Origin of the sequence: Haloferax sp. AS1, assembly GCF_014530665.1 — an archaeon.
Classification (GTDB): domain Archaea; phylum Halobacteriota; class Halobacteria; order Halobacteriales; family Haloferacaceae; genus Haloferax; species Haloferax volcanii.
Window position 1 is genome coordinate 283,020 of record NZ_SPSA01000003.1, and the last position, 25,778, is coordinate 308,797.

The window sequence follows — 25,778 nt, forward strand, 5'->3', positions numbered from 1 at the left end:
TCGACCCGCCGACTCGGCGTGTTCTGTTACTGGGAATTCGTGTGTCTCTCTACGTCACACGCGTCGGGCTCGTGTCGCCTCTTCTGCCTGTCATCTCGCGCTCGTCGGCGCTCGTCGTCAACGGGCGAGCGAACTACACCCGGCCGGGAGTTCGAGACCGAACCCGCCGACGTCTCGGGGTTTTCTGCATTGCCCCGCGCCGCGCCGCCCATACCGGGACGTACTTTTATTACAATCGCTGGTAATGAGGATACTGAATGCATTACCACCAGCTAGCGGTGTCGGGAGAGCGTCGTCTCACGGCAAGCCGCGACTCCACGACGTACGACCTCACGAGCGCCGACGCGGACCTTCGGACGTTCGGTGACTTGGCTCGGGTGGCGAGTATCGCCCGGACCTCGGTCGACCGACTCGCCGCCGAACTGACCGAGGACGCCGACGTGGTCGACGACGCGTTCGTCGACCGGCACGCGACGGTCCCCGTCGACGCCGAGGAAATCTGGGCCGCGGGCGTCACCTACCAGATAAGCGAGCAAGCGCGCGAGGAGGAGAGTTCCATGCCCGATATGTACTTCGACGTGTACGACGCCGACCGGCCGGAGGTTTTCTTCAAGGCCACGCCGTCTCGGACCGTCGAACCGGGCGACGCCATCGGCGTCAGAGGCGACTCCGAATGGGACGTGCCGGAGCCCGAACTGGGTATCGTGCTTCGCCGGGGGGAAATCGTCGGCTACACCGTCGGCAACGACGTGAGTAGTCGGTCGATAGAGGGCGAAAACCCGCTGTATCTCCCACAGGCGAAAGTGTACGACCGCTGTTGTTCCATCGGCCCGTGTGTGGTGACGCCCGAAGACGTGGAGGACCCCCACGAGTTGGAGATGAGCATGACTATCGAGCGCGACGGCGAAGTCATCTACGACGACGCCACGAACACCAGCGAGATGGTCCGCAGCTGCGACGAACTCGTGTCGTACTTCACGCGACACAACACGGTGCCCGAACTGGCGGTCATCCTGACGGGCACGTCGCTCGTCCCCGAACAGCCGTTCGACCTTCAAGAGGGTGACCACGTCGACATCACTATCGAGGGTATCGGAACCCTCTCGAACTCCGTCACCACCGTATGAGCCCCGCCCCCACCGACATCGTCGAGGAGTTCACGCGCCGCGACTGGCAGGGAGACGACGTGACGGGCACCGTGCGGGTCGCCATGATCGGCCTCGGCTGGTGGACCTGCGACGAGGCGATTCCCGCGGTCGAGGCGTCCGAGTTCTGCGAGACGACGGTCGTCGTCAGCAGTTCGAAGGAGAAAGCCGAGGGCGCGAGGGAGTTGGCCGAGTCGATAACCCACGGCCTCACCTACGACGAGTTCCACGAGGGGGTCGCCGCCGACGCCTACGACGCGGTGTACGTCGTCACGCCGAACGGTCTGCATCTCCCGTACGTCGAAACCGCCGCCGAGTTGGGGAAGGCGGTCCTCTGCGAGAAACCGCTGGAAGCGTCGGTCGAGCGGGCCGAAAAGCTCGTCGCCGCCTGCGACCGCGCCGACGTGCCCCTGATGGTCGCCTATCGGATGCAGACCGAGCCGGCCGTCCGGCGCGCCCGCGAACTCGTCGAGGCCGGCGTCATCGGCGAGCCGGTGTTCGTCCACGGCCACATGTCCCAGCGCCTGCTCGACGAGGTCGTCCCCGACCCCGACCAGTGGCGGCTCGACCCCGAACTCTCCGGCGGCGCGACCGTCATGGACATCGGGCTCTACCCGCTGAACACCGCCCGGTTCGTCCTCGACGCCGACCCCGTCCGCGTCAGGGCGACCGCCCGCGTCGACGACGAGGCGTTCGAGGCCGTCGGCGACGAGCACGTCAGTTTCGGCGTCGACTTCGACGACGGCACGCTCGCGGTCTGCACCGCCAGCCAGTCGGCTTACCAGTCGAGCCACCTCCGGGTGACCGGCACCGAGGGCGAACTCGAAATCGAGCCCGCGTTCTACAACCGCCAAAAGCGGGGATTCCGACTGTCGTGGGGGGACCAGTCCGCCGACTACGACTTCGAGCAGGTAAACCAGATGACGGAGGAGTTCGACTACTTCGCGTCCCGGCTCCTGTCGGGTTCCGACCCCGCGCCCGACGGCGACCACGCGCTCGTGGACATGCGCGCGATGGACGCGATTTACGCCGCGGCGGAGCACGGGACCGATGTCGCCGTCGACGCCGCCGACTCCGATTCCGCCGACTCCGATTCCGCCGACGCTGCCGCCGCCAACCACGACGCCGACCCCGATTCCGACGGGACGTAGGACTCGATTCGGCGCGTCGTCGCCCGCAGTTTTATTATCGGGTTTCCCGCAGTTCCCCGCATGAAGTTCGGCATCCTCGGCACGGCAGGCATCGGCGTCAAATCGGTCATCCCCGCGGTGCAGGCGAGCGAGCACGAGGCGGCCGCCATCGCGTCCCGCGACGAGGCACGGGCGAGCGCCGTCGCCGACGAACTCGGCATCCCCACCGCCTACGGCAGCTACGAGGCGCTGTTGGCCGACGACTCCCTCGACGCGGTTTACATCCCGCTCCCCAACGGCCTCCACGCCGACTGGGTTCGCGCGGCCGCCGACCGCGGGCTGCACGTCCTCTGCGAGAAGCCGCTGACCGCCAGCGCCGACGAGACGGCCGCCGTCTTCGACTACTGCGAGGACGCGGGCGTCACGCTGATGGAGGCGTTCATGTACCGGTTCCACCCGCTGACCGAGCGGGCCGCGGAACTCGTCGCGTCTGAGCTCGGCGCGGTCGTCTCTGTCACGTCGAACTTCTCGTTCCGCCTGCCCGACGGGGCCGACGACATCCGCATCGACCCCGACCTCGCCGGCGGGAGCGTCATGGACGTGGGCTGCTACGCCGTCAGCGCGGCGCGACTCTTCCTCGGGACGCCCGACCGGGTGTACGCGACCACGACCGACACGCGCGACTGCGGCGTCGACACCCGGATGTCGGGCGTCTTGGAGTACGACTCCGGCGCGACCGCCCGCGTCGAATCGTCGTTCGACACGCCCGAGACGCAGTACTACCGCGTCCAGACCACCGACGGCTGGCTGGAGGCGAACCCCGCGTTCAACGTCGACCCGACGGCCGCGGCCGAACTCACTTACGCGACCGACGGCCGCGTCGTCACGGAGACGTTCGACCCGACAGACAGCTACCGCCGCGAGGTCGAGGCGTTCGCCCGCGCCGTCGAGACCGGCGAGACGCCGCGCGTCGACCGCGAGGAATCCGTGTCGGTCATGCGGACCATCGACGCGATTTACGAGAGCGCCGAGACCGGGGCCGCAGTCGAGCTGGACTGACCGCCCGCCGCTGTCCGTTTCGACTCACCCCAACCGAACGTCGGAGCGGAACTCGGGCCGCCCGGTCGCCGCCACGTCGAGGCGGAACAGCGCGCCCGCAGCGTCGCCGGTGCTCTCGTCGCCCTCGCCAGCGCTTCCGTCCCCGTCGCCGCCGGCGGTCGTCACGTAGAGCGAATCGAGGTCCGGCCCGCCGAAGGCGACGCTCGTCACCTTCTCCGTCGGCACGTCGAACCGGCCGAGTTCGGTGCCGTCGGCGTCGTACTCGACCACACAGCCGCCCTCCCAGCGGGCCGACCAGATGTGCCCCGTCGAATCGACCGTCATCCCGTCCGGTAGCCCCGGCGTCTCCGGCGATTCGACGAACCGCTCGCGGGCCGAGACGGCTCCCGTCTCTTCGTCGTAGGCGTACCGATAGACGGTGCTCGCCTCGGTTTCCGTGAAGTAGAACCGCTCGCGGTCGCGGGTGAATCCCATCCCGTTGGGGATTCCGACGCCGGTTTCGACCGTCGTCACCGTTCCGTCGGTGTCGAGGCGGAACAGCCGCCCGCCCGCCGTATCTGACGGCATCGTCCCGCAGAACACCCGCCCGGCGGGGTCGGCGATGACGTCGTTGAACCGGGTCGGTGAGTCGACGATTCGCGCGCTTTCCCGGAGGTCGCCGTCGACGACGCGCCCGACGCGACCGCGGTCCATGAACGCTAGGAGCGACCCGTCGCGCTGTATCGTCACGCCGGCGATGACCGACGTTTCGACCGGACAGTCGTGCGCTCCGGTCTCGGGGTCGTAGCGGTGGAGTCGCCCGGATTCGATGTCTACCCAGTACAGCCGCTTCTCGTCGGGGTGCCAGACCGGACCCTCGCCGAGTCGGCACGACGTGTCGACCACTCTCGTAACGGTCATGGGCACCCGTTCGGAACCGACCGCAAAATACGCTTCCCTCGGGTTCGGGGCGCGGCACGCCGACACTGCGCCGCCGTGCTGCTACGCCACCGCGCCCCGTGTCGCCGTGCCGTCGCACCCCCGAACCCCCGCGCCCGCCGCTCAGAAGTGCGAGAGCTTGTCGCGTCGGTAGAGGTCGAGCGACAGCACCGTGTTCGGTGACCGCTGGCGGACCGCGTAGGCGATGGCGTCGGCCACCTCTATCGCCTCCGTCACTTCGCCCTCCTCGAACGACGCTTCGAGCGTCTCGCCGCTCTCGGAGCCGAACTCGGTCCGAACCTCGGTCGGATTGACGCAGGTCACGCCGACGTTCTCCTCGCCGACGGCCCCTTGGAGGCTCGACGCGAACCCGCGGACCCACCACTTCGTCGCGGCGTACACCGGGTTGTGCGGCCGCGGGTGGTTCCCCGACATGCTCCCGAGGAAGACGAGGTTGCCCTCGGACGCTTCGAGGTGCGGAAGCGCCTCCCTGGCCGTGTAGAACATCCCGTCGACGTTGACGCCGGTCATCAGGCGGTACTCCTCGTCGGTCAGCTCCGCGACCGGCTTGTCGATGCCGAGGCCGGCGTTGCAGACGACGATGTCGAGCGAGCCGAACCGCTCGACGGTCGCGTCGACGAGCGCCCGGACCGCGTCGGGGTCGGTCACGTCCGTCGGCACGACGCTCACGGCGGCGTCCGTGGCGTCACGAATCTCGTCAGCGAGCGATTCCAGTCGTTCGACTCTGCGGGCGGCGAGACACACGTCCGCGCCGTCCTCGGCGAGCACGCGCGCGGTCGCCGCGCCGATTCCCGAACTCGCACCCGTGACGAGCGCCGTCCGGCCGTCGAGCGGGTCTTCCAAGGCGGTTGGTCGGTCGACCATACGCCGTGATTGTGACCCTGCCGCATACGTGTTTCCCCACGGGAATCTGGCGACGGACGCTTGGAACACGTTTATTAGACTTCCGTCGATTGTCATCGTATGGCACGTATTGCGGTCACCGGAGCGGCTGGTAACGTCGGGAGAGTCACGGTCGAAGCGCTGGCGTCGGACCACGACGTGACGCCCATCACGCATCGCGAGCGCGAGGGACTCGACAGCGTCATCCTCGACGTGCGCGACGAAGACGCGCTGACCGAGGCGTTCGAGGGCCACGACATCGTCGTCCACCTCGCGGCCAACCCGAACCCCGACGCGGCGTGGGACAGCGTCTACGAGGTCAACATCGGCGGCACGTACAACGTCTACGAGGCGGCGCTGGCGGCCGATATCGACCGACTCGTCTTCGCCAGCACGAACCACGTCCACCAGATGTACAACATCGCGGACGCGACCCGACCGGAGACGCTGGCGGCCGACGCCGAGGCGGTCGGCGTGTCGGACCCGCCGCGCCCCGACTCGTACTACGGCGTGAGCAAGGTGTTCGGTGAGGCGCTTGGCAACTACTACGCGGACCGACACGGACTGGAAGTGCTCAATCTCCGCATCGGATGGCTCCTGACGGCCGACGAGGTCCGCGAGAAGATGGACGAAGAGGAGTCGGTCGCGCGCTACGTCCGCGCGATGTGGCTCAGCCCCGGCGACTGCGAACAGGGGATGCGCCGGGCCGTCGAGGCGTCGCTTCCCGATTCGCCGCTCGCGGTCAACCTCATCTCGGCGAACGACGACCGATATCTCTCGCTCACGGAGACGATGCGCGCCATCGGCTACCGCCCGCGAGACAACTCGGCGACCGTCGTGGAGTGAGCGAGCGGGGCGGTGGCTGAGCGACCGTGGAGTGACGTTCGTCGATGCCGACGCACCGCTACTGCGAGTCGGTGTCGCGGGCGACGACGCACGACCCCGAACGGCGTCTCGTTCGCCTCTCGAAGGAGCGTTCAGGTTCTCGCGCGGTAGTTTTCGGGGCGAATCCATCGCGAAGCGCGTTGCTGGGACCCACTGTTTTTATATCATCATCTGCTATCCACAACTTATATGTGTGGGTAGATAACATGGGTACTACATGGTCGAGCATGACAGTAGCGATGAAAGTGTAAACCGTCGAAAATATTTGAAGGCCCTGACCGTGGGTGCGGCCGCTGGTATCGCGGGGTGTACCGGCGGTGGCGGAACCGAGACGGAGAGCACCGAGAGCGGAAACGGGAACGGTTCCGGCGGTTCCACCGACGACACCGAGACGAGCGGGAGCAGTTCCGGTGGGTCGTGGGACTCGCAGCTCGAAGTGCTCCACGGGTGGGCCGGCGGCGACGGCGAGGCGGCGGTCACCGCGCTCATCGAGGCCTTCGAGGAGGAGCATCCCGAGATGGATACGAACTTCCAGGCGGTCGGCGCGAGCGCGAACGTGAACCTCAACGCGACGATTCTCCGGCGACTCGCGAACAACAACCCGATGAGTTCGTTCGCCAACTGGCCGGGCAAGAACCTCGAACGGTACTCGGGCGCGCTCATGGACCTCGAAGCCGACGTGTGGGACGCCGAAGGGTTCAAAGACACCATGCAGGCCCGCGCGGTCGAACTGTGTAAGTTCAACGACCAGATGCCGGCGGTCCCAATCGGCTCCCACCGGATGAACAACCTGTTTTACAACACCGCCGTGTTCGAGGAGGCCGGCATCGACGCGTCGAGCCTCGACAGCGTCGACGCGCTCCTCGACGCGCTCGAAGCTATCGACCAGAACACGGACGTGACGCCGATGGCGCAGGCGATGGTCGCGCCGTGGACGAATCTCCAACTCTGGGCGCAGATTCTGACGAGCCAGAGCGGCGTCGACGCGTACACGAACTTCATCGAAGGCAACCCCGACAGGGCGGCCGTCGTCGAGGCGCTCGAAGCGCTGAAGACCATCAACGAGAACTACATCACCGCCGACGCCTCGTCCATCAGCTTCACGACGGCGGGCCAGAAGGTCATCTCGGGGAACGCGGCAACCATCCATCAGGGCAACTGGGTGTACGGGATGTTCCGCGCCGACGATAGCTTCAACTACAAAGAGCAGTGGGACTGGATACCGTTCCCGGGAACGGAAGGTATCTACTTCTACCACGTCGACTCAATCGTCGCACCGAGCAACAACCCGAGCCGCGAGGAGACCATCGCGTGGCAGAAGTTCGTCGGCACGAAGGAGGCGCAAATCGCCTTCAACAACCCCAAGGGGTCGGTTCCGCTCCGCACCGACATCGACCCGAGCGAACTGACCGACTTCCTCGCGATGACCTACGAGGACCTCACCGACTCGGAGGCGTACCCGCCGACTATCGCCCACGGACTCGCCGTCACGCCCAAGACGATGGGCGCGTGTAAGACCGCCTTCGGCGACAACTTCATGGGGCCGTTCAACGTCGAAGCCACCGCCGACGCGCTCGTCGCAGCGGTCTCGGAGTAAGACCTCGGCTGAAACTTCACCCACATTATACACAAATAAAATATAGGTATATCCATGGCTACACACGATAACACGGAGCACGTTTCTGACGCGACCGACGAGGCGGTCGGGTGGGAGTCGAAGCTCCGGTATTTCCTCAACAGCGACTTCGTCCGCTCCGCGCCGTACTGGGGAATCCCGTTCGTCCTCATGAGCATCGCCGTCTACGGTGGTATCGGCTACAACTTCGCCATCTCGTTTACGGACTACGAGGGTCTCGGGACTCCCGATTACTCCACGCTCGACTTGGAGATGTACGCACAGGCGCTGTCGAGCGACGCGTTCATCGCCGCCGCGCAGAACAATCTGGTCCTCCTCGTAGGCTTTACGACTATCTGTCTGGTGCTCGGCCTGTTCCTCGCAATCCTGTTGGACCACGGCATCCGGTTTTCCGAGAAGTTCCAGACGGTCTATCTCCTCCCGATGAGCCTCTCGTTCGTCGTCACCGCGCAACTGTGGCTCTGGATGTTCAACGTCGAAAGCGGCATCCTCAACCTCGTGGTGACGACACTCGGGTTCAATCCGGTGGACTGGTTGGGGAATCCATCAATCGCGCTCGGCGCGGTGATATTCGCCCTCATCTGGCAGTTCAGCGGATACACGATGGTCGTCTACCTCGCGGGGCTCCAGTCGATTCCCGACGACCAGTTCGAGGCGGCCCGCGTCGACGGCGCGAGCATCACTCGGACCTACCTCCGCATCATCGTCCCGCAACTGAAGGAGGCGTCCGTCAGCGCGGCCGTCGTGCTGATGGTGTTCGCGCTGAAGGCCTTCACCTTCCTGTACGCCCTCGTCGGTCGCTACCGCCCGCCGAACGGGACGGACATCTTGGCGACGCTCATGGTTCGCCGCGCGTTCAAGTTCGGTGAGTGGGCCTACTCGGCCGCCATCGCGACCATGCTTCTCATCATGGCGCTCGGCGTCATCGGACCGTACCTCTACTACCAGTACAAACAGGGGAGTCTCTGACCATGTCACAGTCGTCATCCACAGGCAGCTTCGACGTCGCATCGCTCGTCGAGGACGTGAACCTCCGGCGCGTCGCCCAGTACGCGCTCGTCGTGTTCTTCCTCGGGTTCTTCCTCGTCCCGCTGGAGACGGGAATCATGACCGCCATCAAGACGAACGAGTCGGTCGCTCGCTCGCTTCCCTTCGCGCCGCCGGTCGGTGAGGGTTTCACCCTCGGGAACATCCAGTTCGCTCTCGAACAGCTCTCGGGGTCGTTCTTCAACTCGCTCATCATGTCGATTCCGGCGACCATCGGGAGCGTCCTGTTCGGGAGCATGGCAGCCTACGGCCTCACGATGGTCAACTGGCGGGCGCAGATGGGTATGCTGATGCTGTTCGTCGTCGGCGTCTTCGTCCCCTATCAGGCCGTGTTGGTCCCGCTCGCGCGCTTCTGGAACAACATTTTCCCGCTCGCGCGGATGCTAGAGCCGATGGTGGCGTCGATACCCTTCTTCCAGGGGTACCACGCCGAACTCGTGCCGCTCGTCATCACCCACATCGCCTACGGGATTCCCATCTGTACGATACTGTTCCGGTCGTACTACCAGAGCCTCCCGAACTCGCTCGTTGAGGCCGGGAAAATCGACGGCGCGAGCATCACGAAGATCTACCGGCGCGTCATCCTGCCCATCTCGAAGCCGATGTTCGGCGTCGTGTTCATCTACCAGTTCACGCAGATTTACAACGAGTTCCTCTTCGCGTTCACGCTCGTCACCGGGTCCGACGCGCCCGCGGCACCGGTCACGCTGGTGCTGCCCGCAATCGGGGCGTCGACCTCCGGCATCGACTTCGGTATCAGGATGTCCGCGGCGTTCCTCGCGGCGGTTCCGACGCTCATCCTGTACGTCGCGTTCGCCGAACAGTTCGCGAAGGGACTTCGCACGGAGGCCTGACCCATGGGACAGATTCAACTCACCGACCTGACGAAGCGCTTCGGCGACACGGTCGCCGTCGACGACCTCTCGCTCGACATCGACGACGAGGAGTTCCTCGTGCTCGTCGGTCCCTCGGGGTGCGGCAAATCGACGACGCTCCGGATGCTCGCCGGCTTGGAGACCCCGACCAGCGGGGACATCTACATCGGCGGGGACCACATGAACTACCGCGTCCCGCAGAACCGCGACATCGCGATGGTGTTTCAGGACTACGCGCTGTACCCCCACATGACCGTCCGGCAGAACATCCGGTTCGGACTGGAAGAAGAGGAGGGATACACGTCTGAAGAACGCGACGAACGCGTCGTCGAGGTCGCGGAGACGCTCGGCATCGCCGACCTGCTCGACCGAAAACCCGACGAACTCTCGGGCGGCCAGCAACAGCGGGTCGCCCTCGGACGTGCTATCGTGCGCGACCCCGAGGTGTTCCTGATGGACGAACCGCTGTCCAATCTGGACGCCAAACTGCGGGCGGAGATGCGGACCGAACTCCAGAACCTGCAAGACCAACTCGCGGTCACGACCGTCTACGTCACCCACAACCAGACGGAGGCGATGACGATGGCCGACCGTATCGCCGTCATGGACGACGGCGAACTCCAGCAGGTGGCCTCGCCCTTCGAGTGCTACCACGAGCCGAACAATCTGTTCGTCGCGGAGTTCATCGGCGAGCCGATGATAAACCTCGTCCGCGGGACGCGCTCGGAGTCGACGTTCGTCGGCGAGCATTTCTCGTACCCGCTCGACGCGGACGTGCTGGAGTCCGTCGGCGACCGCGAGGACCTCGTCTTGGGGATTCGCCCGGAAGACATCGAGGTCGTTGACGCGACGACCGACGACACCGCCGACGACGCCGCGCTCGGCGACCACGAACTCCGGATGGACGTGACCGTCGTGGAGCCCCACGGCGACCAGAACGTCCTCCACCTCTCGCACCCGGACCAGCCCTCCGCCGACGACGCCCTGCAAGCGGTCACGGAGGGGATGCATCTCGTCACGCGGGGCGACCGCGTCACGGTGACGATTCCGCCGGACAAGATTCACCTGTTCGACGCGGAGACCGGAACCGCGGTGCACAACCGACGTCACGACCAGGAAGCCGACTTCACACAACTCGAACAGTAGCCATGGCACGATTGACACTCGACGACGTAACGAAGGTGTACACCGACGAGGGCGGCGGCGATATCGTCGCCGTCGAAGAGATATCGCTCGATATCGACGACGGGGAGTTCCTCGTGCTCGTCGGCCCCTCGGGCTGCGGCAAATCCACGACGCTCCGGATGATGGCGGGGCTCGAAACCGTCACCGAGGGCGAACTCAGACTCGAAGACCGCGTCCTCAACGGCGTGTCCGCGCAGGACCGGGACATCGCGATGGTGTTCCAGTCGTACGCGCTGTACCCGCACAAGAGCGTCCGCGGGAACATGTCGTTCGGCCTCGAAGAGTCGACCGACCTGCCGGACGACGAGATACGCCAGCGGGTCGAGGAGACGACCGACATGCTCGGCATCAGCGACCTGCTCGACCGCAAGCCCGGACAGCTTTCGGGCGGCCAGCAACAACGGGTCGCCCTCGGACGCGCAATCGTGCGCGACCCCGAAGTGTTCCTGATGGACGAGCCGTTGTCCAATCTGGACGCCAAACTGCGGGCGGAGATGCGGACCGAACTCCAGCGCCTGCAAGGCGAACTCGGCGTGACGACCGTCTACGTCACCCACGACCAGACCGAGGCGATGACGATGGGCGACCGCGTCGCCGTCCTCGACGACGGCGAACTCCAGCAGGTCGGCACGCCGCTGGACTGTTATCACCGGCCGAACAACCTGTTCGTCGCGGGCTTCATCGGCGAGCCGTCGATGAATCTCTTCGACGGGTCGCTTTCGGGCGACACCTTCCGCGGCGACGGCTTCGACTACCCGCTTTCGGGGGCGACCAGAGACCAACTCGGCGGCGCGAGCGGCCTCACGCTCGGCATCCGACCCGAGGACGTTACCGTTGGCGAGCGGCGCTCCGGCCAGCGCACCTTCGACGCCGAAGTCGTCGTCGTCGAGCCGCAGGGGAACGAGAACGCCGTCCACCTGCGATTCGTCGACGGGGACGAGGGGACCCAGTTCACCGCGACCACCACCGGACAGTCGAGAGTCGAAGCGGGCGACTGCACGACCGTCTCGTTCCCCGAAGACGCGATTCACCTGTTCGACGGGGAGACCGGCGACGCGCTGAAGAACCGAGAGCTCCCGTCGAACCGCGCCATCGACGCGTTCGTCTCGAACTGACCGGTCACCGCGGTTTCCTTTTCGTCCGCGGTTCGCGCGCCGCTGTCAGCCGTCAGGTTATCTGCCGTCAGCGTCGCGACTGCAACCGCGAGTCGCGTCGCTCCGGTCTCGAACTCAAGCGAGTGAAAACGCGGCCGCGGCGGACGCGCCGCGGGGCGAGAGATGCTCACGGTTCTCGCCCGCGGTGGTGCGTCCGGGTTATGGGTGTGGTATGTCAGGCTGTCGCGGCCGCCGTGGGACAGTCTCGCTCTCGGCGTCGGGTTACTCCTCGTCGAAGAGCGTCTCCCCTTCGACCATGTGTGCTTCGACGGCGTCGAGGTCGAGCGTCAGCCCGAGGCCGGGCTTTTTGGGAATCTCCATGCGACCCTCCTGAATCAGGTCGTCCTCCTCGACGAGGTCCTCCCACCAGCCGAGCTGGTAGGAGTGGTATTCGAGGGCCAGCGAGTTCGGGATGGCCGCGGCGACCTGCGCGGAGGCCATCGTCCCGATGGGCGACGAGACGTTGTGCATCGCCACGGGGATGTAGTACATGTCCGCGAGGTCGGCAATCTTCCGCGTCTCGCGCATGCCGCCGACGCGAGGCAGGTCGGGCGCGATGATGTCCACCGCCTGCGGTTCGAGCAGCGTCCGCTGGCCGAACTTCCGGTAGACGTTCTCACCGACCGCGATGGGCGTCGTCGTGGATTGGGTCACGAGCTTCTGCACGTCGTGGTTCTCCGGCGGCACGGGGTCTTCGAGCCACCACACGTCGTAGTCTTCCAGCTCGGACGCGAGGCGCTTGGCGCTCCCGCCGGTAAAGGACCAGTGGCAGTCGAACGCCACGTCCGCGCGGTCGCCGACGGCCTCGGTGACGGCCTCGACGATTTCGACCTTGTGGTCGATTTCGGGGTTTCGGAGGTGGCGGTTCGCGCGGTCCTTCTCGTGGCCCGAGGGCACGTCGAGGTCGAACTTGATGGCGTCGTAGCCGAGCTCCTCGACCACGCGGACGCCCTCCTCGGCGCAGGCCTGCGGGTTGGCCTCGTCTTCGGTGTGGAGGTCGCAGTAGACGCGCACCTCGTCGCGGTACTTCCCGCCGACGAGCTGATAGGCGGGCACGTCGAGGAGCTTTCCGGCGACGTCGTGGAGCGCGATTTCGATGCCCGAGATGGCGGAGATAACCTTGCCCGAGACGGAGCCCTCGCCGGACATCTTCTGGACGAGATGCTCGTACAGGCGGTCGATGTCGAGGGGGTTCTCGCCGACGAGGAACGGCTTCATCCGCTCGATGATGGCGGTGTCGCCGCCGCCCCAGTAGGCCTCGCCGGTACCGACGACGCCCGCGTCGGTGTAGACGCGGACGAGAATCCACGGGTAGTTCCCGTCGACCATCGTCGTCTGTACGTCCGTGATTTCGGCGTCGCGGACGCCACCTCGCGGATTCGTGATGTCCATCGTCTCCGCGGACAGGTCGCGCATCGTGTACTCCGCGTTCGGGTCGCTAAGCTTCGCTTGCTCAACCATTGCGCACGTATATCTCGAAAGCCACTACAAAAGTGTGTGGGTCGGTAGTCCGTCGCTCACCCCGACGCGCGCTCCCGAACTCGCCCCGTCGTCGACAGCCAACAAATAGTGACAGCTTCGCAAGAGTTGTATGTCGGAAGACAGAACGTGTACCCGATGACGGACCCTAGTAAAAACTACGTCAACGGTGAGTGGGTGACCTCGGAGACCGGAGAGACGACCGAGGTGACGAACCCCGCGAACCCGAGCGAAGTGGTCGCGGCGTATCAGCACTCGAACGAGAACGACGCCGCGGCGGCCGTCGACGCCGCCGTCGCGGCGGAAGACGAGTGGCGAAACACGCCCGGCCCCGAGCGCGGGCGCATCCTCCGCGAGGCGGGGACGCTCCTCGCCCAGCGGAAGGACGAACTGACGGAGATTCTCATCGCCGAGGAGGGGAAGGCGCGGCCCGAAGCGGCGGGCGAGGTACAGCGCGCCATCGACATCTTCCACTACTTCTCGTCGAAGGCCGCCGACCTCGGCGGCACGAAGAAGGGTGCGAGCGGGCCGAACACGAACCTCTACACGCGACAGGAGCCGGTGGGTGTCGCGGCGCTCATCACGCCGTGGAACTACCCGATTGCGATTCCGGCGTGGAAGCTCGCCCCGGCGCTCGCCGCCGGCAACACCGTCGTCCTCAAACCCGCCTCCATCGCGCCCGGCGTCGTCATCGAAATCGCCCGCGCGCTCGACGAAGCCGGCCTCCCGGACGGCGTCCTCAACGTCGTCACCGGACCCGGTAGCTCGGTCGGCAGCGAGTTCATCGGCAACGAGGGCACGGACCTCGTCTCCTTCACCGGCAGCAGTCAAGTCGGTGAGATGGTGTACGAGCAGGCCACAGACGCCGGCAAGCGCGTCCAGACCGAACTCGGCGGGAAGAACCCGACGCTCGTCGCGGACTCCGCGGACCCCGCCGAAGCCGCCGACATCGTCGCCAACGGCGGGTTCGGAACCACCGGCCAGTCGTGTACGGCCTGTTCCCGTGCCATCGTCCACGAGGACGTGTACGACGACTTCGTCGCCGAGCTCGTCGACCGCGCGGAGTCCCTCGACGTCGGCCCCGGTACCGACCACGAGATGGGCCCGCAGGTCAGCGAGTCCGAACTCTCCTCGACGCTCGAATACATCGACATCGCCGAGGCCGAGGGCGCGACGCTCGTCGCCGGCGGCGGCGTCCCCGAGGGCGAGGCAGTCGAGACGGGTCATTTCGTCGAGCCGACGGTGTTCACCGACGTGGACCCCGACATGCGCATCGCACAGGAGGAGGTCTTCGGCCCGGTCGTCGCCGTCATCGAAGTGAGTGACTTCGACGAGGGGCTGGCGGTCGCGAACGACGTCGACTACGGCCTGTCGGCCAGTATCGTCACCGACGACCACACCGAGGCGAACCGCTTCGTCGACGAGGTCGAAGCCGGCGTGGTGAAGGTCAACGACAAGACGACCGGCCTCGAACTCCACGTCCCCTTCGGCGGGTTCAAGCGCTCCTCGTCCGAGACGTGGCGCGAGCAGGGCGACGCCGGTCTCGACTTCTACACCATCGAAAAGACCGTCTACGACAGCTACTGAGCGTCCCGCCCGGTCGCCGACGGCGACCGTCTGCCATCACCTCGTTATTTTGCTCCCTCTTCTCTTCTCTTCTCTTCTCCTCTCTTCTCCTCTCCTCTCCTCTCCTCTCCTCTCCTCTTTCGTGTCCCACCCCCGCCGATGCTGTTGTTCCGGCTCGACACCTTTCTATTCTCTATATCAGAATAGAGTGGACGGAACTATTGTCGTGAAAATTACAAGCGTACTCGTGTAATTGTCTATCGTCGTCGTCCGTCGGGAACTACGTCAATACGGTCCTGCGTCGATGATTCGTGCGGAGCTGCTACTGTTCCGAGATAGCGAACGAGGGGCGTCAGTAGTTGATGTTGAGTTCGACGACGTTCGCCGCGCTCAGGACGCGTTCGGGAAGCGCCCCGTGGAGGTCTTCGTCGCTGACGCGGCTGGCCGGAGCGGAGACGCTGATGGCCCCGAGCACCTCGCCGGACGAGGATTTGATGGGTGCGGCGAGACAGCGCAGCCCTTCGAGACGCTCGCCGTCGTCGATGGCGTAGCCTCGCTCGCGAACTCCTTCGAGCACCTGAAACAGCTCTTGCCGCGTGCCGATGCTCTTCGGCGTCTTCTGTTCGAGTCCGTGACGCTCGATTATCTCGTCCACCCGCGACTCCGGGAGGTTCGCGAGAATCGCCTTCCCGAGCGCCGTCGTGTGTAGGTTCGTCCGAAGGCCCGCGTAGGTGTCGAGGTCCACGGCGTCGTCGCCTTTCGCTCGCATCAGGTAGACGCCCATCCCCTGTTCTTCGACGAGGAGGTTGGCGAGTTCGCCCGTGTCGGCGGCGAGCGATTTGACCTCTGGCTCGGCGACCTGATACACTTCCATCGACTTCCGACTGTGGCCGCCGACTTCGAGAAACTTCAACCCGACGCGGTAGTCGTCGCCGTCCTTGAGGACGTACCCGTGTTTCTGGAGCGTCGTCAGGTGGTTGTGGACCGCGCTCTTTCCCATGTCGAGGTCGCCGGCCAGTTCCGTGACCCCGCAGGGTCCTTTCTGCATCAACTCCTCGACGAGCGCCAGCGTCTTTTCCGTGGTTCGTACCGGATGTTTGGCGTCCATGATTATTCGTTATCAAGTATCTGAATAAGTGTTCTGGTCGGGAGAACGAGGCGCTGTGAACGCGGACTGTCGTTGAGGCGGGACCGCGGATGCTCTCGCAGCAGATACCTGTTTCACCAGCGGCCCCTTCGTCTCGGTGGACTGGCCGGCCGCCTCCCGTTGTCGGCAGTCTCTCGAACCGGGGTTTCACCACGACCACCACTGTCCGTCCCTCGACTATCTCTCTTTCCTCAGTGGTTTTTCTTTTGAATCACAATATTGGAAGCGGTGAACTTCCGTTCCCATCTCATCACCGCTCGTCTCTCGCCTTTACTTTTCTTCTACCTCTACGTCGAAACAACATCCAGTGTTGTTCGGATATTCTTGAAACTCCGGATTAACGCCCTTTGAGTCCTGATCGCTGTCTTCCCTGTCGTGTCTGTGACTGCTGGTTTCGTCTCGTAGAGTTGGCAGCGACTGGCAAGTGTAGACGCTTCCTCCTGCTATTGTCGTGCAATTAATACGCACTACCATGTTGGATGTCTTTGACCCATCGTTCAGTTTCCGGCCCTCGCTCGTCGTGACTCGTAGTCGAGGACGAACGGTTGGCTCCACGGTGGTGACTCGGCATCGGGGAGCGCCGTCGGCGGAGCCGACGTTTCGAGGCCCGCTCAGCGGGTCAGTCGTCCGCCGTGCCCGTCTGACTCGCGCCGTCCGGTCGCTCGTCCGCGACTTCGTAGAGCGCGTTCGTCACCGTTCCGTGTTCGGAAGCGTGCGGACGACCGGGGGAGTCGTCGTAGCCGTAGTCGAAGATGCGGTTCCGGTTGAGGCTGAGCTTCGTGAACTCCGGTCGGAGCAGGTCGAACAGGTCGAACCGCGATTGGAGTTCGGGGAACTGCGCTTGATAGTCGAGAACCGCGCGTCGCGCGTGCGTCCAGAACTCCCGTTCGGGGTACGACTCGTGTTCTTCGAGCACGTCGGCGACGTACCGGAGGACGCAGACGAACAGCCCGGAGAAGATAAACTGACAGAGCCCTTCGGGCGGCTCTTTCCGAAGCACGTCGTGCACGTCGTCGGGGAGCGATTCCAACTCCGGGAGCGACTGGTCGCTCACGTTCACGTCGTCCGCGAAGTCCTTGACCGCGAGTCGCGTGGGGACGCCGTCTTCGACGACGAGGATGGTGTTTTGGCCGTGCGGGGAGAACACCGTTCCGTAGCGATAGAGGAAGTGCAGGAGCGGCGGCAAGACGGTGTCGAAGAACTCGCCCAGCCACTCGTCGAGGCTGAGCCCCGACTGTTCGACCAGCCGCGAGACGAAGGGTTCGCCCGCACCGTCGACGTGCATCAGCGACGAGAGCGTCATCGCCCGTTCGTCGTCTTCGAGGAACGTGTAGATGGACTCCCGCCAGACCGCGCCCAGCAGTTCGTGGTACTGGTACGGCGACCCGTCGATGTCGGTGAAGTCCGCGTGGTCGTAGTTGAGCCCGGCAATCTCGCCGGGGAGAATCAACCCCTGTTCTTGGAGGAAGTCGTCTCGCTCGTAGATGCCTTTGATGTACTCCGTGACCGTCGGCGCGAGTTCGGTCCGCTCGCCGGGAAGCCCCCGCCAGACGAGCGTGTTGAGAATCCGCATCGGAACTTTCACGTGGTGTTTCTCGGCGTCGTCGACGTTGACGAAGGTCCGGACCGACTGTTGCGGGAGGTACTCGTCCGGCCCGTCACCGAGCGGGACGATATCGCCGGCCGCGATGTGGTCGGGAAACAGCGGGACGACGGTGTGTTCCCACTGCCAGTCGTGCACCGGCATGAAGAAGTAGGCGTCCGGGTCGTACCCCTTCGCGTCGAGGCGGCTTCGGAAGCGCTCGTAGTGATCACCGAGTTCGCCGCTGACGAGCGAGTCGTGGTCGACCCCTTCGGCTCCGACGAACGTCGCGTGCTCCTTGCGGACCGCCGCCCACGAGAGCGTCACCGGCGCTTTGCGCTCGGGCGCGTACCGCTTGTAGTCGTCGTAGCCCCAGCCGAGTCGCCCCTTGTTGTACGTAATCCACGGGTGGCCCTCCATCTCGCCTTCGAGACGGGCGTAGTCGAGGTCCGTCGGGTCGAAGCCCCCCCGGTCCCGCTTTCGCGACTCGATGTGGGCGTCCGCGAGCAGCGTCCGCTTGTACTCGCGGACGAGGTTCCCCTCGGTCAGGCCGTCGAGGTCGGTCGTCTCTCCGAGGTCGCGAAGCAGTCGAAGGGGGTCACGGAGCGACTCCCACGTCCCGTCGGCCCGCCGCTCGACCGTGTCGCCGTAGACGTGGAGGCTGTCCATCAGCCGGTCGGCGGCCTCGAACCGGTAGCTCACCTCGCCGAGGTCGAACCGGTAGCCGTGGCGGTCGTCGCCGGCGTCGGCTTTCCGCGGCTCGATTATCTCCTCGTAGGCGAACTCTTCGAGCATCTTCGTCAGGAGGCGGCGTTCGACCGTCTCCCAGACGTCTGCGTCCAGTGCGTCCCGTAGCGTGCTGTCGTTCGGATTCATGGGTATCGTCAGTCGTTCTGCGTCGGCGTGGGTGGTGTCTCGCTCCCGCCCGCGCGGGTCGCGTTCGGTGCGTGTTCGAGGAACTGCGCCACCGAGAAGTCCTGAAAGACCGTGTCGACGTCGTCGGGATAGACCTCGCGGCCGACGAGTCGGTTGACGAACTTCGCGTTCCGGTAGCAACCGAGGCCGAGGTCCGGGACCCCGACGCCGTGGGTGTGGACCTCGGCGTTCTGGAGGAACACGTCACCCGGCGCGTCGACCGCGAGCCGGTGGTCTTCGGTCACGCCGAACCGGCCCTGTTCGTCCCAGTCGATGGCGTCTTCCAGCGGTTCGAGGAACGCTGGAATCGGTCGCTCGTAGCCCGTCCCGAGAATCACGACCTCGCTCTCGTGGACGAACGACTCCTCGGCCTGCCACTGGTGACAGTCGAGGGCGTACGCGTCGTTGACGGCCTCGATGTCGCGGACTTCGGTCATCGCAAACAGCCCCACGTCGGGGTCGCGGCCGCCGACGGAGCGCCGGTAGAGCAGGTCGTAAATCTCGGCGCTCGTCTCCGGGTCGATGCCCTTGTACAGCAGGTCCTGATTCGGGATGAGGTCGTCTTTCACCGCCTGCGGCAGGTCGTAGACGTACCGCTCGTACTCGGGGGTGAAGTGCTGGAGGCCGAGTTTCGAGTACTCCATGGGGAAAAACCCGTCAGAGCGAGTCAGCCAATCGAGCCGGTAGCCGTGGTCGGGCTGGCGCTCCAGGAGGTCCTGAAACACCTCGGCGGCGCTCTGCCCGGACCCGACGACGGTGACCGTGTCCGCCTCCACGACGCGCTCGCGGGAACCACGATACCGCGCCGTGTGGAACACGTCTTCGGTCGGGTGTCCACGGAGGTGTTCGGGGACGTGCGGCCGGGAGCCGATGCCGAGCGCGAGGTTCTCGGCGCGGTACTCGAAGCGGTCGCCGGTGTCCGGATTCCGCGCGGTGACCGCGTACCACTCCTCGCGGTCGTCCCAGCGAACCTCGGTCACTTCGCGTTCGAACCGGCAGGCGTCGAGTCGGTCGGCCACCCACCGGAGGTAGTCGTTGTACTCCCGCCGGGGAATCTGGAACGTCTCGTAGAAGTAGAACTCGTAGACGCGGCCGGTCTCCCGCAGGTAGTTGAGGTAGCTGTGGGGGCTCGTCGGGTCGGCCAGCGTCACGAGGTCCGCGAGGAACGGTACTTCCAGCGTCGTCCCCTCGATGAGCATCCCCTCGTGCCACGCGAACTCGGCGTCCCGTTCGAGGAACGCCGCGTCCACGTCCTCGGGCGCGCCGTCGAGCAGGGCCGCCAGCCCGAGGTTGAACGGGCCGAGACCGATTCCGACCACGTCGCGGACGCGGGGCTCGCTCATCGACCCACCTCCGCCTCCGCATTCTCGGCCACCGTGTCGAAGAACCGGTCGCGCTCGCAGTGCATCAACAGCGCCTCCTTGTCGGGGAGGTCGATGCGTCCCTGCGGCTCGTAGCCGCATCGCTCGAAGACGTGGATGACCCGCTCGTTTCGCACGTCCGGTTCGCTGACGACGCGAGTCGCGTCGGTCGCGCGGAACTGAAACGCCGTCATCGCTCGCAAGAGCGGTATCGAGTGGCCGTGTCCGAGATACTCCGGCGGCCCGATGAGAAGGTGGACGCCGCGGTCTTCGGGGGCGGCGTCGTAGCACTCTGCGACGACGTCGTCTGCCGCCCGGTACGCCTCCCAGTAGCTCATCGGCGTGTGGTCGAGCAGGCCGACGTACGGCGTGAGATGGTCGTCGGCCAACTTCTCGTCGAGTTTCGCCCGAAACGCCGGCTTCGGAAGGTCGAGTTGCCAGTACGGCTTTACGTGGTCCGAGCCGAGCCACGCGTGAAGGCGGTCGACGTCCAGCGCCGGGTCGACTTCCGCGAAGGCGATGGTCCGGTCGATGGTCTCGTCGCGGACGCGATACGCGTATTCGCGGCCGGCGTCGGCAGTCACCGCGTTCGCGGTCGCGGTCGCCGGTGCGTCGGTCATGGCGCTGGCACCTCCAGTTCCGTGACGAGCGGATTGTCGATGTCGGCGTACACCGACTGGTTCGCCAGCGACCCCTCCAGTTCGTCCATGTCGTGGAACCGCGTGAGCAGGTTCGCCTTGCACGGAATCGTCGGGTTGGTGAGGAGGTCGTCGAGCAGCGACGACGACGGCCGGTCGTACTCACGGAGCGATTCGAGTTCGTCGCGGAGGACGCCAAGGAGGCGTCGCTCGTCCACCAGTCCGGCCGTGCCGAAGGCGTTGACGAGGCCGAAGGCGTTGTTGATGACGACGTAGTACCGGATGCGCTCGTCGGCGACGGCGTCCGGACAGACCGTGTCGGCGCGCTCGCCGATGCCGGGCAGGAGCGCGTCCACCTCGTCGTACATCGACTCGGGGAGGTAGTAGCCCTGATTGTCGCGGTAGCGGAACGTCTCGGGGTAGCCGCCGTCGAGGGTCAGCACGCTGTTTTGCTGGTGGGCCTCGACGCCCAGCCCGCGTTCGAGATACAGCCACAGCACCGGTCGAACCGACAGTTCGAGATACTGTCTGAACCAGTCTTCTGCGACCGCCGGAGTGGCCCGTCCCTCGTGGTCGGCGATGCCCTCCACGAGCGTCGCCAGCCGCGACGACCCGTCGTCGAGGTGGTCCTGACAGAGGCCGACCACGGGCGTCGCGTTCGCCGCCGCGTTGCCGCGGAAGGGATTCTCGCGCAGGACCGTCTCGAAGCCGGACTCGCCGTCGCCGAGGTCGACCGTCAGATACGCCGGGTCGCGGACGACGTCGAACGCCGGGAACCGGGATTCGAGGTCGCCGCCGAGTTCGGTGTCCAGCAGTTCGGTGATGGCGACGCCGCGCTCCAGTTCCGGGAGCTTGTTCGTCCGCTCGGAGTTGGTGATTTTGACGTTCAGCGACCCCTTGACCATGAACGGCGCGTCCGGGGCGTACAGCGTCCGTACCGACGAGGTAGGGTAGAACTCCCGGCCGACTTGGCCGACGTATTCGAGGCCGTCGCCGAGGTGCGCTTGCACCTCGGGTTGCGAGCGGAGGTAGTCCGCCTGCCACGGGTGGACGGGAAGCAGCACCTCGTCGCCCTCGACGTGTTCGGTGACGAACGACTCGGGGACCGAGTCGTCCGCGCGGAGGGTCGACTTGACCCACTCGGCCGCCGACTCCTCGCGAGTGGAGTCCTGCGAGACGAACTCGGGGTCGGCGCTGAAGTACGCCAGCGGGAACGACCCGCGGAGTTCGGGCGCGTAGGCCCGCGACTCGTGAGCCGGGATACCCTGTCTGCTCTTGGGCGTCGGGTGGAGCGGGTGGCCGAAGACGAGCGACTGCTCGGCGTCGCGGAAGGAGGTGTCGAAGCCGTACAGTCGCTCCTCGTCGCCGCGCCGGGCCTCGACGAACCGCTCGATGTTCTGGCAGCTCTTGACGACCCGCAGGAGCAGTTCGTCGGCCGCGCCGGTGTCGTCGCGGTCGAGTCTGAGTTCGCTCGTGACGAGCGTCACGAGCACGGTGTAGTCGAGGGGGAACGTCTCGCCATCGGGAAGCCGGTAGACGCCGGGCAGGTCGAACTGGTGGCGACCCGTCGGCGACCGGTACGAAAGCGGGACGTAGAGGTCCACGCCCTGCTGAGAGAGCGGCGCGTGGACGACTACCTCGGCGTCCGCCTCGACCGGCACGTCCCCGGCTGGGACGACGGCGTAGTCCCCGGTCTCCCGGAGGTAGCAGTTCAGGAAGCTGTGTATCGTCGCTGACTCGGCTGTGTCGTTCGGATTCATGCGTGTCGGTCGTCGGTCGTCGGTTCGAGAGCGGTTCCGCGGTCCGAAATCTCGCGCAGGAGGTCTCGGAGGTCCTCGCGCGTCGTTCGGGGGTTCAGGAGCGTCAGCTTCAGACACGTCTCGCCGTCGACGGTGGTGCGGGCCACCACGGCCTCGCCGTCGTCGAGGAGGGAGTCGCGGATGGCCTCGTTCAGGTCGTCGGCGCTCGGGCCGTTGACCGGGCCGTCGGCCGGGCCGCCGCCGTCTCGTCCGTGGTCGGGGACGTACCGGAACACGACGACGTTCAGGTCGGAATCGTGGACGAGCCGCAGGTCGGGGTCGGCCTCGATGAGCCTCGCGGCGTCGGCGGCGAGGTCGATGGTGTACTCGACCATCGACGCCAGCCCCTCGCGGCCGAGCGCCTGCATCGTCACGAACGGTTTGAGCGCGTCGAATCGCCGGGTGGTCTGGACCGACTTCGAGACGAGGTTCGGCACGCCCGCGTCGTCGTCGCGCACGGGGTTCAGATAGGCCGCGTTGCGGTCGATGAGGTCGTACGCCGACGCGTCGCGGACGAGCACCGCGCCGCAGCTAATCGGTTGGTAGAACAGCTTGTGGAAGTCGACCGCGACGGAGTCCGCGGCCTCGATGCCGGCGAGCTTGTCGGCGTGGTCGTCGCTCAGGGCGAGCGCGCCGCCCCACGCGGCGTCGACGTGGTACCAGCAGTCGAGTTCGGCCGCGCGCTCGGCCAGCGGGCCTAACGGGTCGATGCTTCCGAAGTCCGTCGTTCCGGCGGTGGCGACGATTGCGAACGGGCGTTTCCCGCGCTCGCGGAGGTCCGCCACCGCCTCGTCGAACGCCGCCATCGACAGGCAGCGGTCGTCGTCGGTCGGGACGGTGACGACGGCGTTCTCACCGAGGCCGAGGTGCGAGGCCGCCTGCGTGGCGGTGAAGTGGGCGTCGGCCGAACAGAGGATGCGCAGGTCCCGCGCCTCCGGTGGCAGCCCCTCGCGCTGGACGTCGACGCCGTACTCCTCCAAAACGACCTTGTTGCGGGCGAGGAGCAGGCCGACGAAGTTCGACTGCGTGCCGCCGCTCGTGAACACGCCGTCGCCGTCCTCGTAGCCGAACAGGTCGCACAGCTTCCCGACGAACCGCCGTTCGAGCTGCGTCGCGGCGGGGCTCTGGTCCCACGAGTCCATCGACTGATTCGTCGCGGTCAGGAGTACCTCGGCCGCGAGCGCCGGAATCGTCGGCGGACACTGGAGGTGCGCGACGCAGGTCGGGTCGGAGACGCCGACCGAGTTTCGCAGAATCGGCTCGGTGCGGTCGAGCGCCGCGGCCACGCCGTCGCCCTCGTGGGGCAGCATCTCGAACCGGGCGAGCGCGTCGTCGACTTCTTCGGGCGTCGCCCCCGAGTACGGCGTCGCCTCCGCGGCGAACTCGTCGAGGACGAGGTCGCACGCCCGCCGCATCGCGTCGCGGTAACGCGCCCGGTCGTCGTCGTCGCCGCTCAGGAACCACTTCGCGGCGTCCGGTCGCGGGTCGCGGCGCTCGCCGGCGCCGTCGACATCGCCGACGCCGTTCATGCGGCGACCTCCCGGCGGCCGTCGGCGTCCTCGATTGCGGCCTCGACGGCGTCCGCGAAGATGCTCCCGACGGCGTCCACGTCGCTCGGACTGACGACGAGCGGCGGGAGGAACCGGACGACGCTCCCGTGGCGGCCGCCGAGTTCGACGATGAGGCCGCGGTCGAAACACGCCTCGCGGACGGCGTCAGCGAGGTCCGGATTCGCCGGGTAGCGCCCGCAGGCGTCGGATTCACCCGCGGGGTCGACGAGTTCGACGCCGAGCATCAGCCCGCGACCGCGCACGTCTCCGACGGCGTCGTGGGCGCGTTCGGTCGCGTCGAGGTGGCCGCGGAGCCGCTCGCCCATGCGCGCGGCGTGGTCGTCGAGGTCGTGTTCGAGGACGTGTTCGATGGTGGCGATACCGGCGGCCATCGCCAGCTGGTTTCCCCGGAAGGTGCCGGCGTGCGCGCCCGGCTCCCAGACGTCGAGCGACTCGTCGTAGACGACGACCGAAAGCGGGAGCGACCCGCCGATGGCCTTCGAGAGCGTGACCGCGTCCGGGACGATGTCGGCGTGCTCGAAGGCGTACAGTTCGCCGGTCCGGCCGAGACCGGTCTGAATCTCGTCGACGACCAGCGGGATGTCGCGTTCGCGGGTCATCCGCCGCATCTCGCGGGTCCAGTCGTCGGGCGCGGGAATCGCGCCGCCCTCGCCCTGCACGAGTTCGACCACCATCCCCGCGGGCTCGGTGATGCCGCTTTCGGGGTCGTCGAGGGTGCGCTCGACGTACCGGGCGGCGAGTTCGTGGCACTCGTCGCCGCCGACGCCGAACGGACACCGATACTCGTACGGATACGGAAGGTGGTGTACGTCGGGCATCAGACCGGGCACGTCCTCCTTCGGGTCGGTGTCGCCCATCAGGCTCAGCGCGCCGTTGGTCATGCCGTGGTAGCCGCCCTGAAACCCGAGAACGCTCCGGTTGCCCGTCGCGGTTTTGACGAGTTTGAGCGCGGCCTCGACGGCGTCGGTCCCGGCGGGGCTACAAAACTGCACCCGCGCGCTGTCAGCGAACTCGTCGGGGAGGCTGTCGAACAGCGTGTCGACGAACCGCTCCTTGACGGGCGTCGTGATGTCGAGGGTGTGGAGCGGGCGGTCCTCCGCGAGGACGCGTTCCATCGCCTCGACCACTCTCGGGTGGTTGTGTCCGAGCGCGAGCGTGCCGGCCCCCGCGAGGCAGTCGTAGTACTCCTCGCCGTCCATGTCGGTGACGGTGACGCCCGAGGCCTCCCGTATCGCGTGCGGGAGGTGTCGGGGATAGGTCCGCGCGCTCGACTCGCGGGCGGCCTGCTGTTCGAGCAACGCCTCGTTGCCGGCTGCCGGGTCGGTCATCGCGCTTCCCTCCGTTGATTCGTCGTCAGTCTATCGCTGTCGAACATGCGTGTTTTAGGCCGGCCTAAAAACACAAAAGGTTTACTGCAATCTAATTTTTAGTAAAAATTTCGGGACAGCGCAACCGCTCGTCGGCCGCGACGACCGACTCGCGGCGACCGGTCCTACGGTCCAGTTGGGTGCTCTTCCGACGGACGGAGTCGGTGGTCGGTCGCGTTCCGGGGTCCGCCCCGCCCCACCCCGCCCCGTCGCGGACTCACCTCGCTTTCGCTCGGCGGAACACCTCCATGAGCGGGGGTTCTCCCTCGACGAACCACGCTGCGGTGACCGCCGGGGACACGCCCATACCTTGGCTCACTGCCATATTTTTTAGGCTAGCCTAAAATATGATAAGCGTTCTGGCGGGACGCGCCGCTCGACGGGTGGGCGAAGAGAGAAAGCGGGGCCGCGAACCC

At 66.2% G+C, this 25,778-nt stretch carries 20 protein-coding genes; 10 read left to right on the forward strand and 10 right to left on the reverse strand.

Going from position 1 to position 25,778, the window contains the following annotated elements; genetic code table 11:
* Positions 1 to 257 precede the first annotated feature (257 nt).
* The 3 genes from E4P24_RS18180 to E4P24_RS18190 are packed head-to-tail and all read left to right on the forward strand — an operon-like array spanning position 258 to position 3,334.
* Complete coding sequence (locus tag E4P24_RS18180; protein ID WP_004061785.1) at positions 258 to 1,127, forward strand: fumarylacetoacetate hydrolase family protein; 870 nt, start codon at positions 258 to 260, stop codon at positions 1,125 to 1,127.
* Positions 1,124 to 2,296, forward strand: a complete 1,173-nt coding sequence (locus E4P24_RS18185) for a D-xylose 1-dehydrogenase (RefSeq protein WP_188148990.1) — start codon at positions 1,124 to 1,126, stop codon at positions 2,294 to 2,296. The genes E4P24_RS18180 and E4P24_RS18185 overlap by 4 nt, the downstream gene beginning before the upstream one ends.
* Before the next feature lie 60 nt (positions 2,297 to 2,356).
* Complete coding sequence (locus E4P24_RS18190; RefSeq protein WP_004061781.1) at positions 2,357 to 3,334, forward strand: D-xylose 1-dehydrogenase; 978 nt, start codon at positions 2,357 to 2,359, stop codon at positions 3,332 to 3,334.
* 24 nt (positions 3,335 to 3,358) lie between these two features.
* On the opposite strand, the gene xacC is transcribed toward E4P24_RS18190, so the two are convergent.
* Both xacC and E4P24_RS18200 read right to left on the reverse strand, forming a co-directional pair.
* Positions 3,359 to 4,234 carry a pentonolactonase XacC gene (xacC, locus tag E4P24_RS18195; protein WP_115803592.1) on the reverse strand — a complete coding sequence of 292 codons (876 nt, stop codon included), beginning with the start codon at positions 4,232 to 4,234 and terminating at the stop codon, positions 3,359 to 3,361.
* Between the two features lie 141 nt (positions 4,235 to 4,375).
* Positions 4,376 to 5,137, reverse strand: coding sequence for an SDR family oxidoreductase (locus E4P24_RS18200; protein WP_004061776.1), 762 nt, complete (start codon positions 5,135 to 5,137; stop codon positions 4,376 to 4,378).
* A gap of 99 nt (positions 5,138 to 5,236) precedes the next feature.
* Between E4P24_RS18200 and E4P24_RS18205 the strand changes: the two genes are divergently transcribed.
* The 6 genes from E4P24_RS18205 (at position 5,237) to xacK (ending at position 11,898) form a co-directional block, all read left to right on the forward strand.
* Positions 5,237 to 6,001 carry an L-arabinose 1-dehydrogenase gene (locus E4P24_RS18205; protein ID WP_004041122.1) on the forward strand — a complete coding sequence of 255 codons (765 nt, stop codon included), beginning with the start codon at positions 5,237 to 5,239 and terminating at the stop codon, positions 5,999 to 6,001.
* Positions 6,002 to 6,320: 319 nt separating this feature from the next.
* Complete coding sequence (locus tag E4P24_RS18210) at positions 6,321 to 7,637, forward strand: ABC transporter substrate-binding protein (RefSeq protein WP_006600028.1); 1,317 nt, start codon at positions 6,321 to 6,323, stop codon at positions 7,635 to 7,637.
* A 54-nt stretch (positions 7,638 to 7,691) separates the two neighbouring features.
* Positions 7,692 to 8,645, forward strand: a complete 954-nt coding sequence (xacH, locus tag E4P24_RS18215) for a xylose/arabinose ABC transporter permease XacH (RefSeq protein ID WP_004061772.1) — start codon at positions 7,692 to 7,694, stop codon at positions 8,643 to 8,645.
* Positions 8,646 to 8,647: 2 nt separating this feature from the next.
* Positions 8,648 to 9,577 (forward strand): xylose/arabinose ABC transporter permease XacI, encoded by a 930-nt coding sequence (gene xacI, locus E4P24_RS18220; RefSeq protein WP_004061770.1) that lies wholly within the window; start codon positions 8,648 to 8,650, stop codon positions 9,575 to 9,577.
* A gap of 3 nt (positions 9,578 to 9,580) precedes the next feature.
* Positions 9,581 to 10,744: a xylose/arabinose ABC transporter ATP-binding protein XacJ gene (gene xacJ / locus E4P24_RS18225; RefSeq protein ID WP_115891574.1), complete on the forward strand. Its 1,164-nt coding sequence runs from the start codon at positions 9,581 to 9,583 to the stop codon at positions 10,742 to 10,744.
* A gap of 2 nt (positions 10,745 to 10,746) precedes the next feature.
* Positions 10,747 to 11,898 carry a xylose/arabinose ABC transporter ATP-binding protein XacK gene (gene xacK / locus E4P24_RS18230; RefSeq protein WP_049896013.1) on the forward strand — a complete coding sequence of 384 codons (1,152 nt, stop codon included), beginning with the start codon at positions 10,747 to 10,749 and terminating at the stop codon, positions 11,896 to 11,898.
* A gap of 261 nt (positions 11,899 to 12,159) precedes the next feature.
* Here xacK and E4P24_RS18235 read toward each other — a convergent pair whose 3' ends face one another.
* Entirely contained in the window at positions 12,160 to 13,398 is a 1,239-nt protein-coding gene (locus tag E4P24_RS18235; protein WP_188148991.1) for a xylonate dehydratase, read from the reverse strand.
* Positions 13,399 to 13,554: 156 nt separating this feature from the next.
* Here E4P24_RS18235 and E4P24_RS18240 point away from each other — a divergent pair, with 156 nt between their 5' ends.
* The gene (locus E4P24_RS18240; RefSeq protein ID WP_115861463.1) at positions 13,555 to 15,003 is read left to right on the forward strand and encodes a 2,5-dioxovalerate dehydrogenase; all 1,449 of its coding nucleotides are present in this window, start codon (positions 13,555 to 13,557) and stop codon (positions 15,001 to 15,003) included.
* Between the two features lie 331 nt (positions 15,004 to 15,334).
* Here E4P24_RS18240 and xacR read toward each other — a convergent pair whose 3' ends face one another.
* The 7 genes from xacR to E4P24_RS18275 all read right to left on the reverse strand — a co-directional run bounded on the left by xacR (position 15,335) and on the right by E4P24_RS18275 (position 25,323).
* The gene (gene xacR / locus E4P24_RS18245; protein WP_004041114.1) at positions 15,335 to 16,090 is read right to left on the reverse strand and encodes an HTH-type transcriptional regulator XacR; all 756 of its coding nucleotides are present in this window, start codon (positions 16,088 to 16,090) and stop codon (positions 15,335 to 15,337) included.
* Between the two features lie 658 nt (positions 16,091 to 16,748).
* Positions 16,749 to 18,587, reverse strand: a complete 1,839-nt coding sequence (locus E4P24_RS18250) for an IucA/IucC family siderophore biosynthesis protein (RefSeq protein WP_115861465.1) — start codon at positions 18,585 to 18,587, stop codon at positions 16,749 to 16,751.
* 8 nt (positions 18,588 to 18,595) lie between these two features.
* Positions 18,596 to 19,969: a lysine N(6)-hydroxylase/L-ornithine N(5)-oxygenase family protein gene (locus tag E4P24_RS18255; RefSeq protein WP_188148992.1), complete on the reverse strand. Its 1,374-nt coding sequence runs from the start codon at positions 19,967 to 19,969 to the stop codon at positions 18,596 to 18,598.
* A complete protein-coding gene (locus tag E4P24_RS18260; RefSeq protein ID WP_115861469.1) occupies positions 19,966 to 20,607 on the reverse strand; it encodes a GNAT family N-acetyltransferase in 642 nt (213 codons plus the stop codon). The genes E4P24_RS18255 and E4P24_RS18260 overlap by 4 nt, the downstream gene beginning before the upstream one ends.
* A complete protein-coding gene (locus tag E4P24_RS18265) occupies positions 20,604 to 22,385 on the reverse strand; it encodes an IucA/IucC family siderophore biosynthesis protein (protein ID WP_115803584.1) in 1,782 nt (593 codons plus the stop codon). The genes E4P24_RS18260 and E4P24_RS18265 overlap by 4 nt, the downstream gene beginning before the upstream one ends.
* Complete coding sequence (locus E4P24_RS18270) at positions 22,382 to 23,953, reverse strand: aspartate aminotransferase family protein (protein WP_188148993.1); 1,572 nt, start codon at positions 23,951 to 23,953, stop codon at positions 22,382 to 22,384. The genes E4P24_RS18265 and E4P24_RS18270 overlap by 4 nt, the downstream gene beginning before the upstream one ends.
* Positions 23,950 to 25,323, reverse strand: coding sequence for a diaminobutyrate--2-oxoglutarate transaminase (locus E4P24_RS18275; protein WP_004061752.1), 1,374 nt, complete (start codon positions 25,321 to 25,323; stop codon positions 23,950 to 23,952). Before E4P24_RS18275 ends, E4P24_RS18270 begins: the two co-directional genes overlap by 4 nt.
* Between the last annotated feature and the right edge of the window lie 455 nt (positions 25,324 to 25,778).

Coding starts and splice junctions, on each gene's coding strand:
- E4P24_RS18180 (WP_004061785.1), top strand. CDS start 258: ATGCATTACCACCAGCTAGCGGTGTCGGGAGAGCGTCGTCTCACGGCA.
- xacI (WP_004061770.1), top strand. CDS start 8,648: ATGTCACAGTCGTCATCCACAGGCAGCTTCGACGTCGCATCGCTCGTC.
- E4P24_RS18260 (WP_115861469.1), bottom strand. CDS start 20,607: ATGACCGACGCACCGGCGACCGCGACCGCGAACGCGGTGACTGCCGAC.
- E4P24_RS18205 (WP_004041122.1), top strand. CDS start 5,237: ATGGCACGTATTGCGGTCACCGGAGCGGCTGGTAACGTCGGGAGAGTC.
- xacK (WP_049896013.1), top strand. CDS start 10,747: ATGGCACGATTGACACTCGACGACGTAACGAAGGTGTACACCGACGAG.
- E4P24_RS18250 (WP_115861465.1), bottom strand. CDS start 18,587: ATGAATCCGAACGACAGCACGCTACGGGACGCACTGGACGCAGACGTC.
- xacH (WP_004061772.1), top strand. CDS start 7,692: ATGGCTACACACGATAACACGGAGCACGTTTCTGACGCGACCGACGAG.
- E4P24_RS18275 (WP_004061752.1), bottom strand. CDS start 25,323: ATGACCGACCCGGCAGCCGGCAACGAGGCGTTGCTCGAACAGCAGGCC.
- E4P24_RS18240 (WP_115861463.1), top strand. CDS start 13,555: ATGACGGACCCTAGTAAAAACTACGTCAACGGTGAGTGGGTGACCTCG.
- xacJ (WP_115891574.1), top strand. CDS start 9,581: ATGGGACAGATTCAACTCACCGACCTGACGAAGCGCTTCGGCGACACG.
- E4P24_RS18235 (WP_188148991.1), bottom strand. CDS start 13,398: ATGGTTGAGCAAGCGAAGCTTAGCGACCCGAACGCGGAGTACACGATG.
- E4P24_RS18190 (WP_004061781.1), top strand. CDS start 2,357: ATGAAGTTCGGCATCCTCGGCACGGCAGGCATCGGCGTCAAATCGGTC.
- xacC (WP_115803592.1), bottom strand. CDS start 4,234: ATGACCGTTACGAGAGTGGTCGACACGTCGTGCCGACTCGGCGAGGGT.
- E4P24_RS18200 (WP_004061776.1), bottom strand. CDS start 5,137: ATGGTCGACCGACCAACCGCCTTGGAAGACCCGCTCGACGGCCGGACG.
- E4P24_RS18265 (WP_115803584.1), bottom strand. CDS start 22,385: ATGAATCCGAACGACACAGCCGAGTCAGCGACGATACACAGCTTCCTG.
- E4P24_RS18185 (WP_188148990.1), top strand. CDS start 1,124: ATGAGCCCCGCCCCCACCGACATCGTCGAGGAGTTCACGCGCCGCGAC.
- E4P24_RS18270 (WP_188148993.1), bottom strand. CDS start 23,953: ATGAACGGCGTCGGCGATGTCGACGGCGCCGGCGAGCGCCGCGACCCG.
- E4P24_RS18255 (WP_188148992.1), bottom strand. CDS start 19,969: ATGAGCGAGCCCCGCGTCCGCGACGTGGTCGGAATCGGTCTCGGCCCG.
- xacR (WP_004041114.1), bottom strand. CDS start 16,090: ATGGACGCCAAACATCCGGTACGAACCACGGAAAAGACGCTGGCGCTC.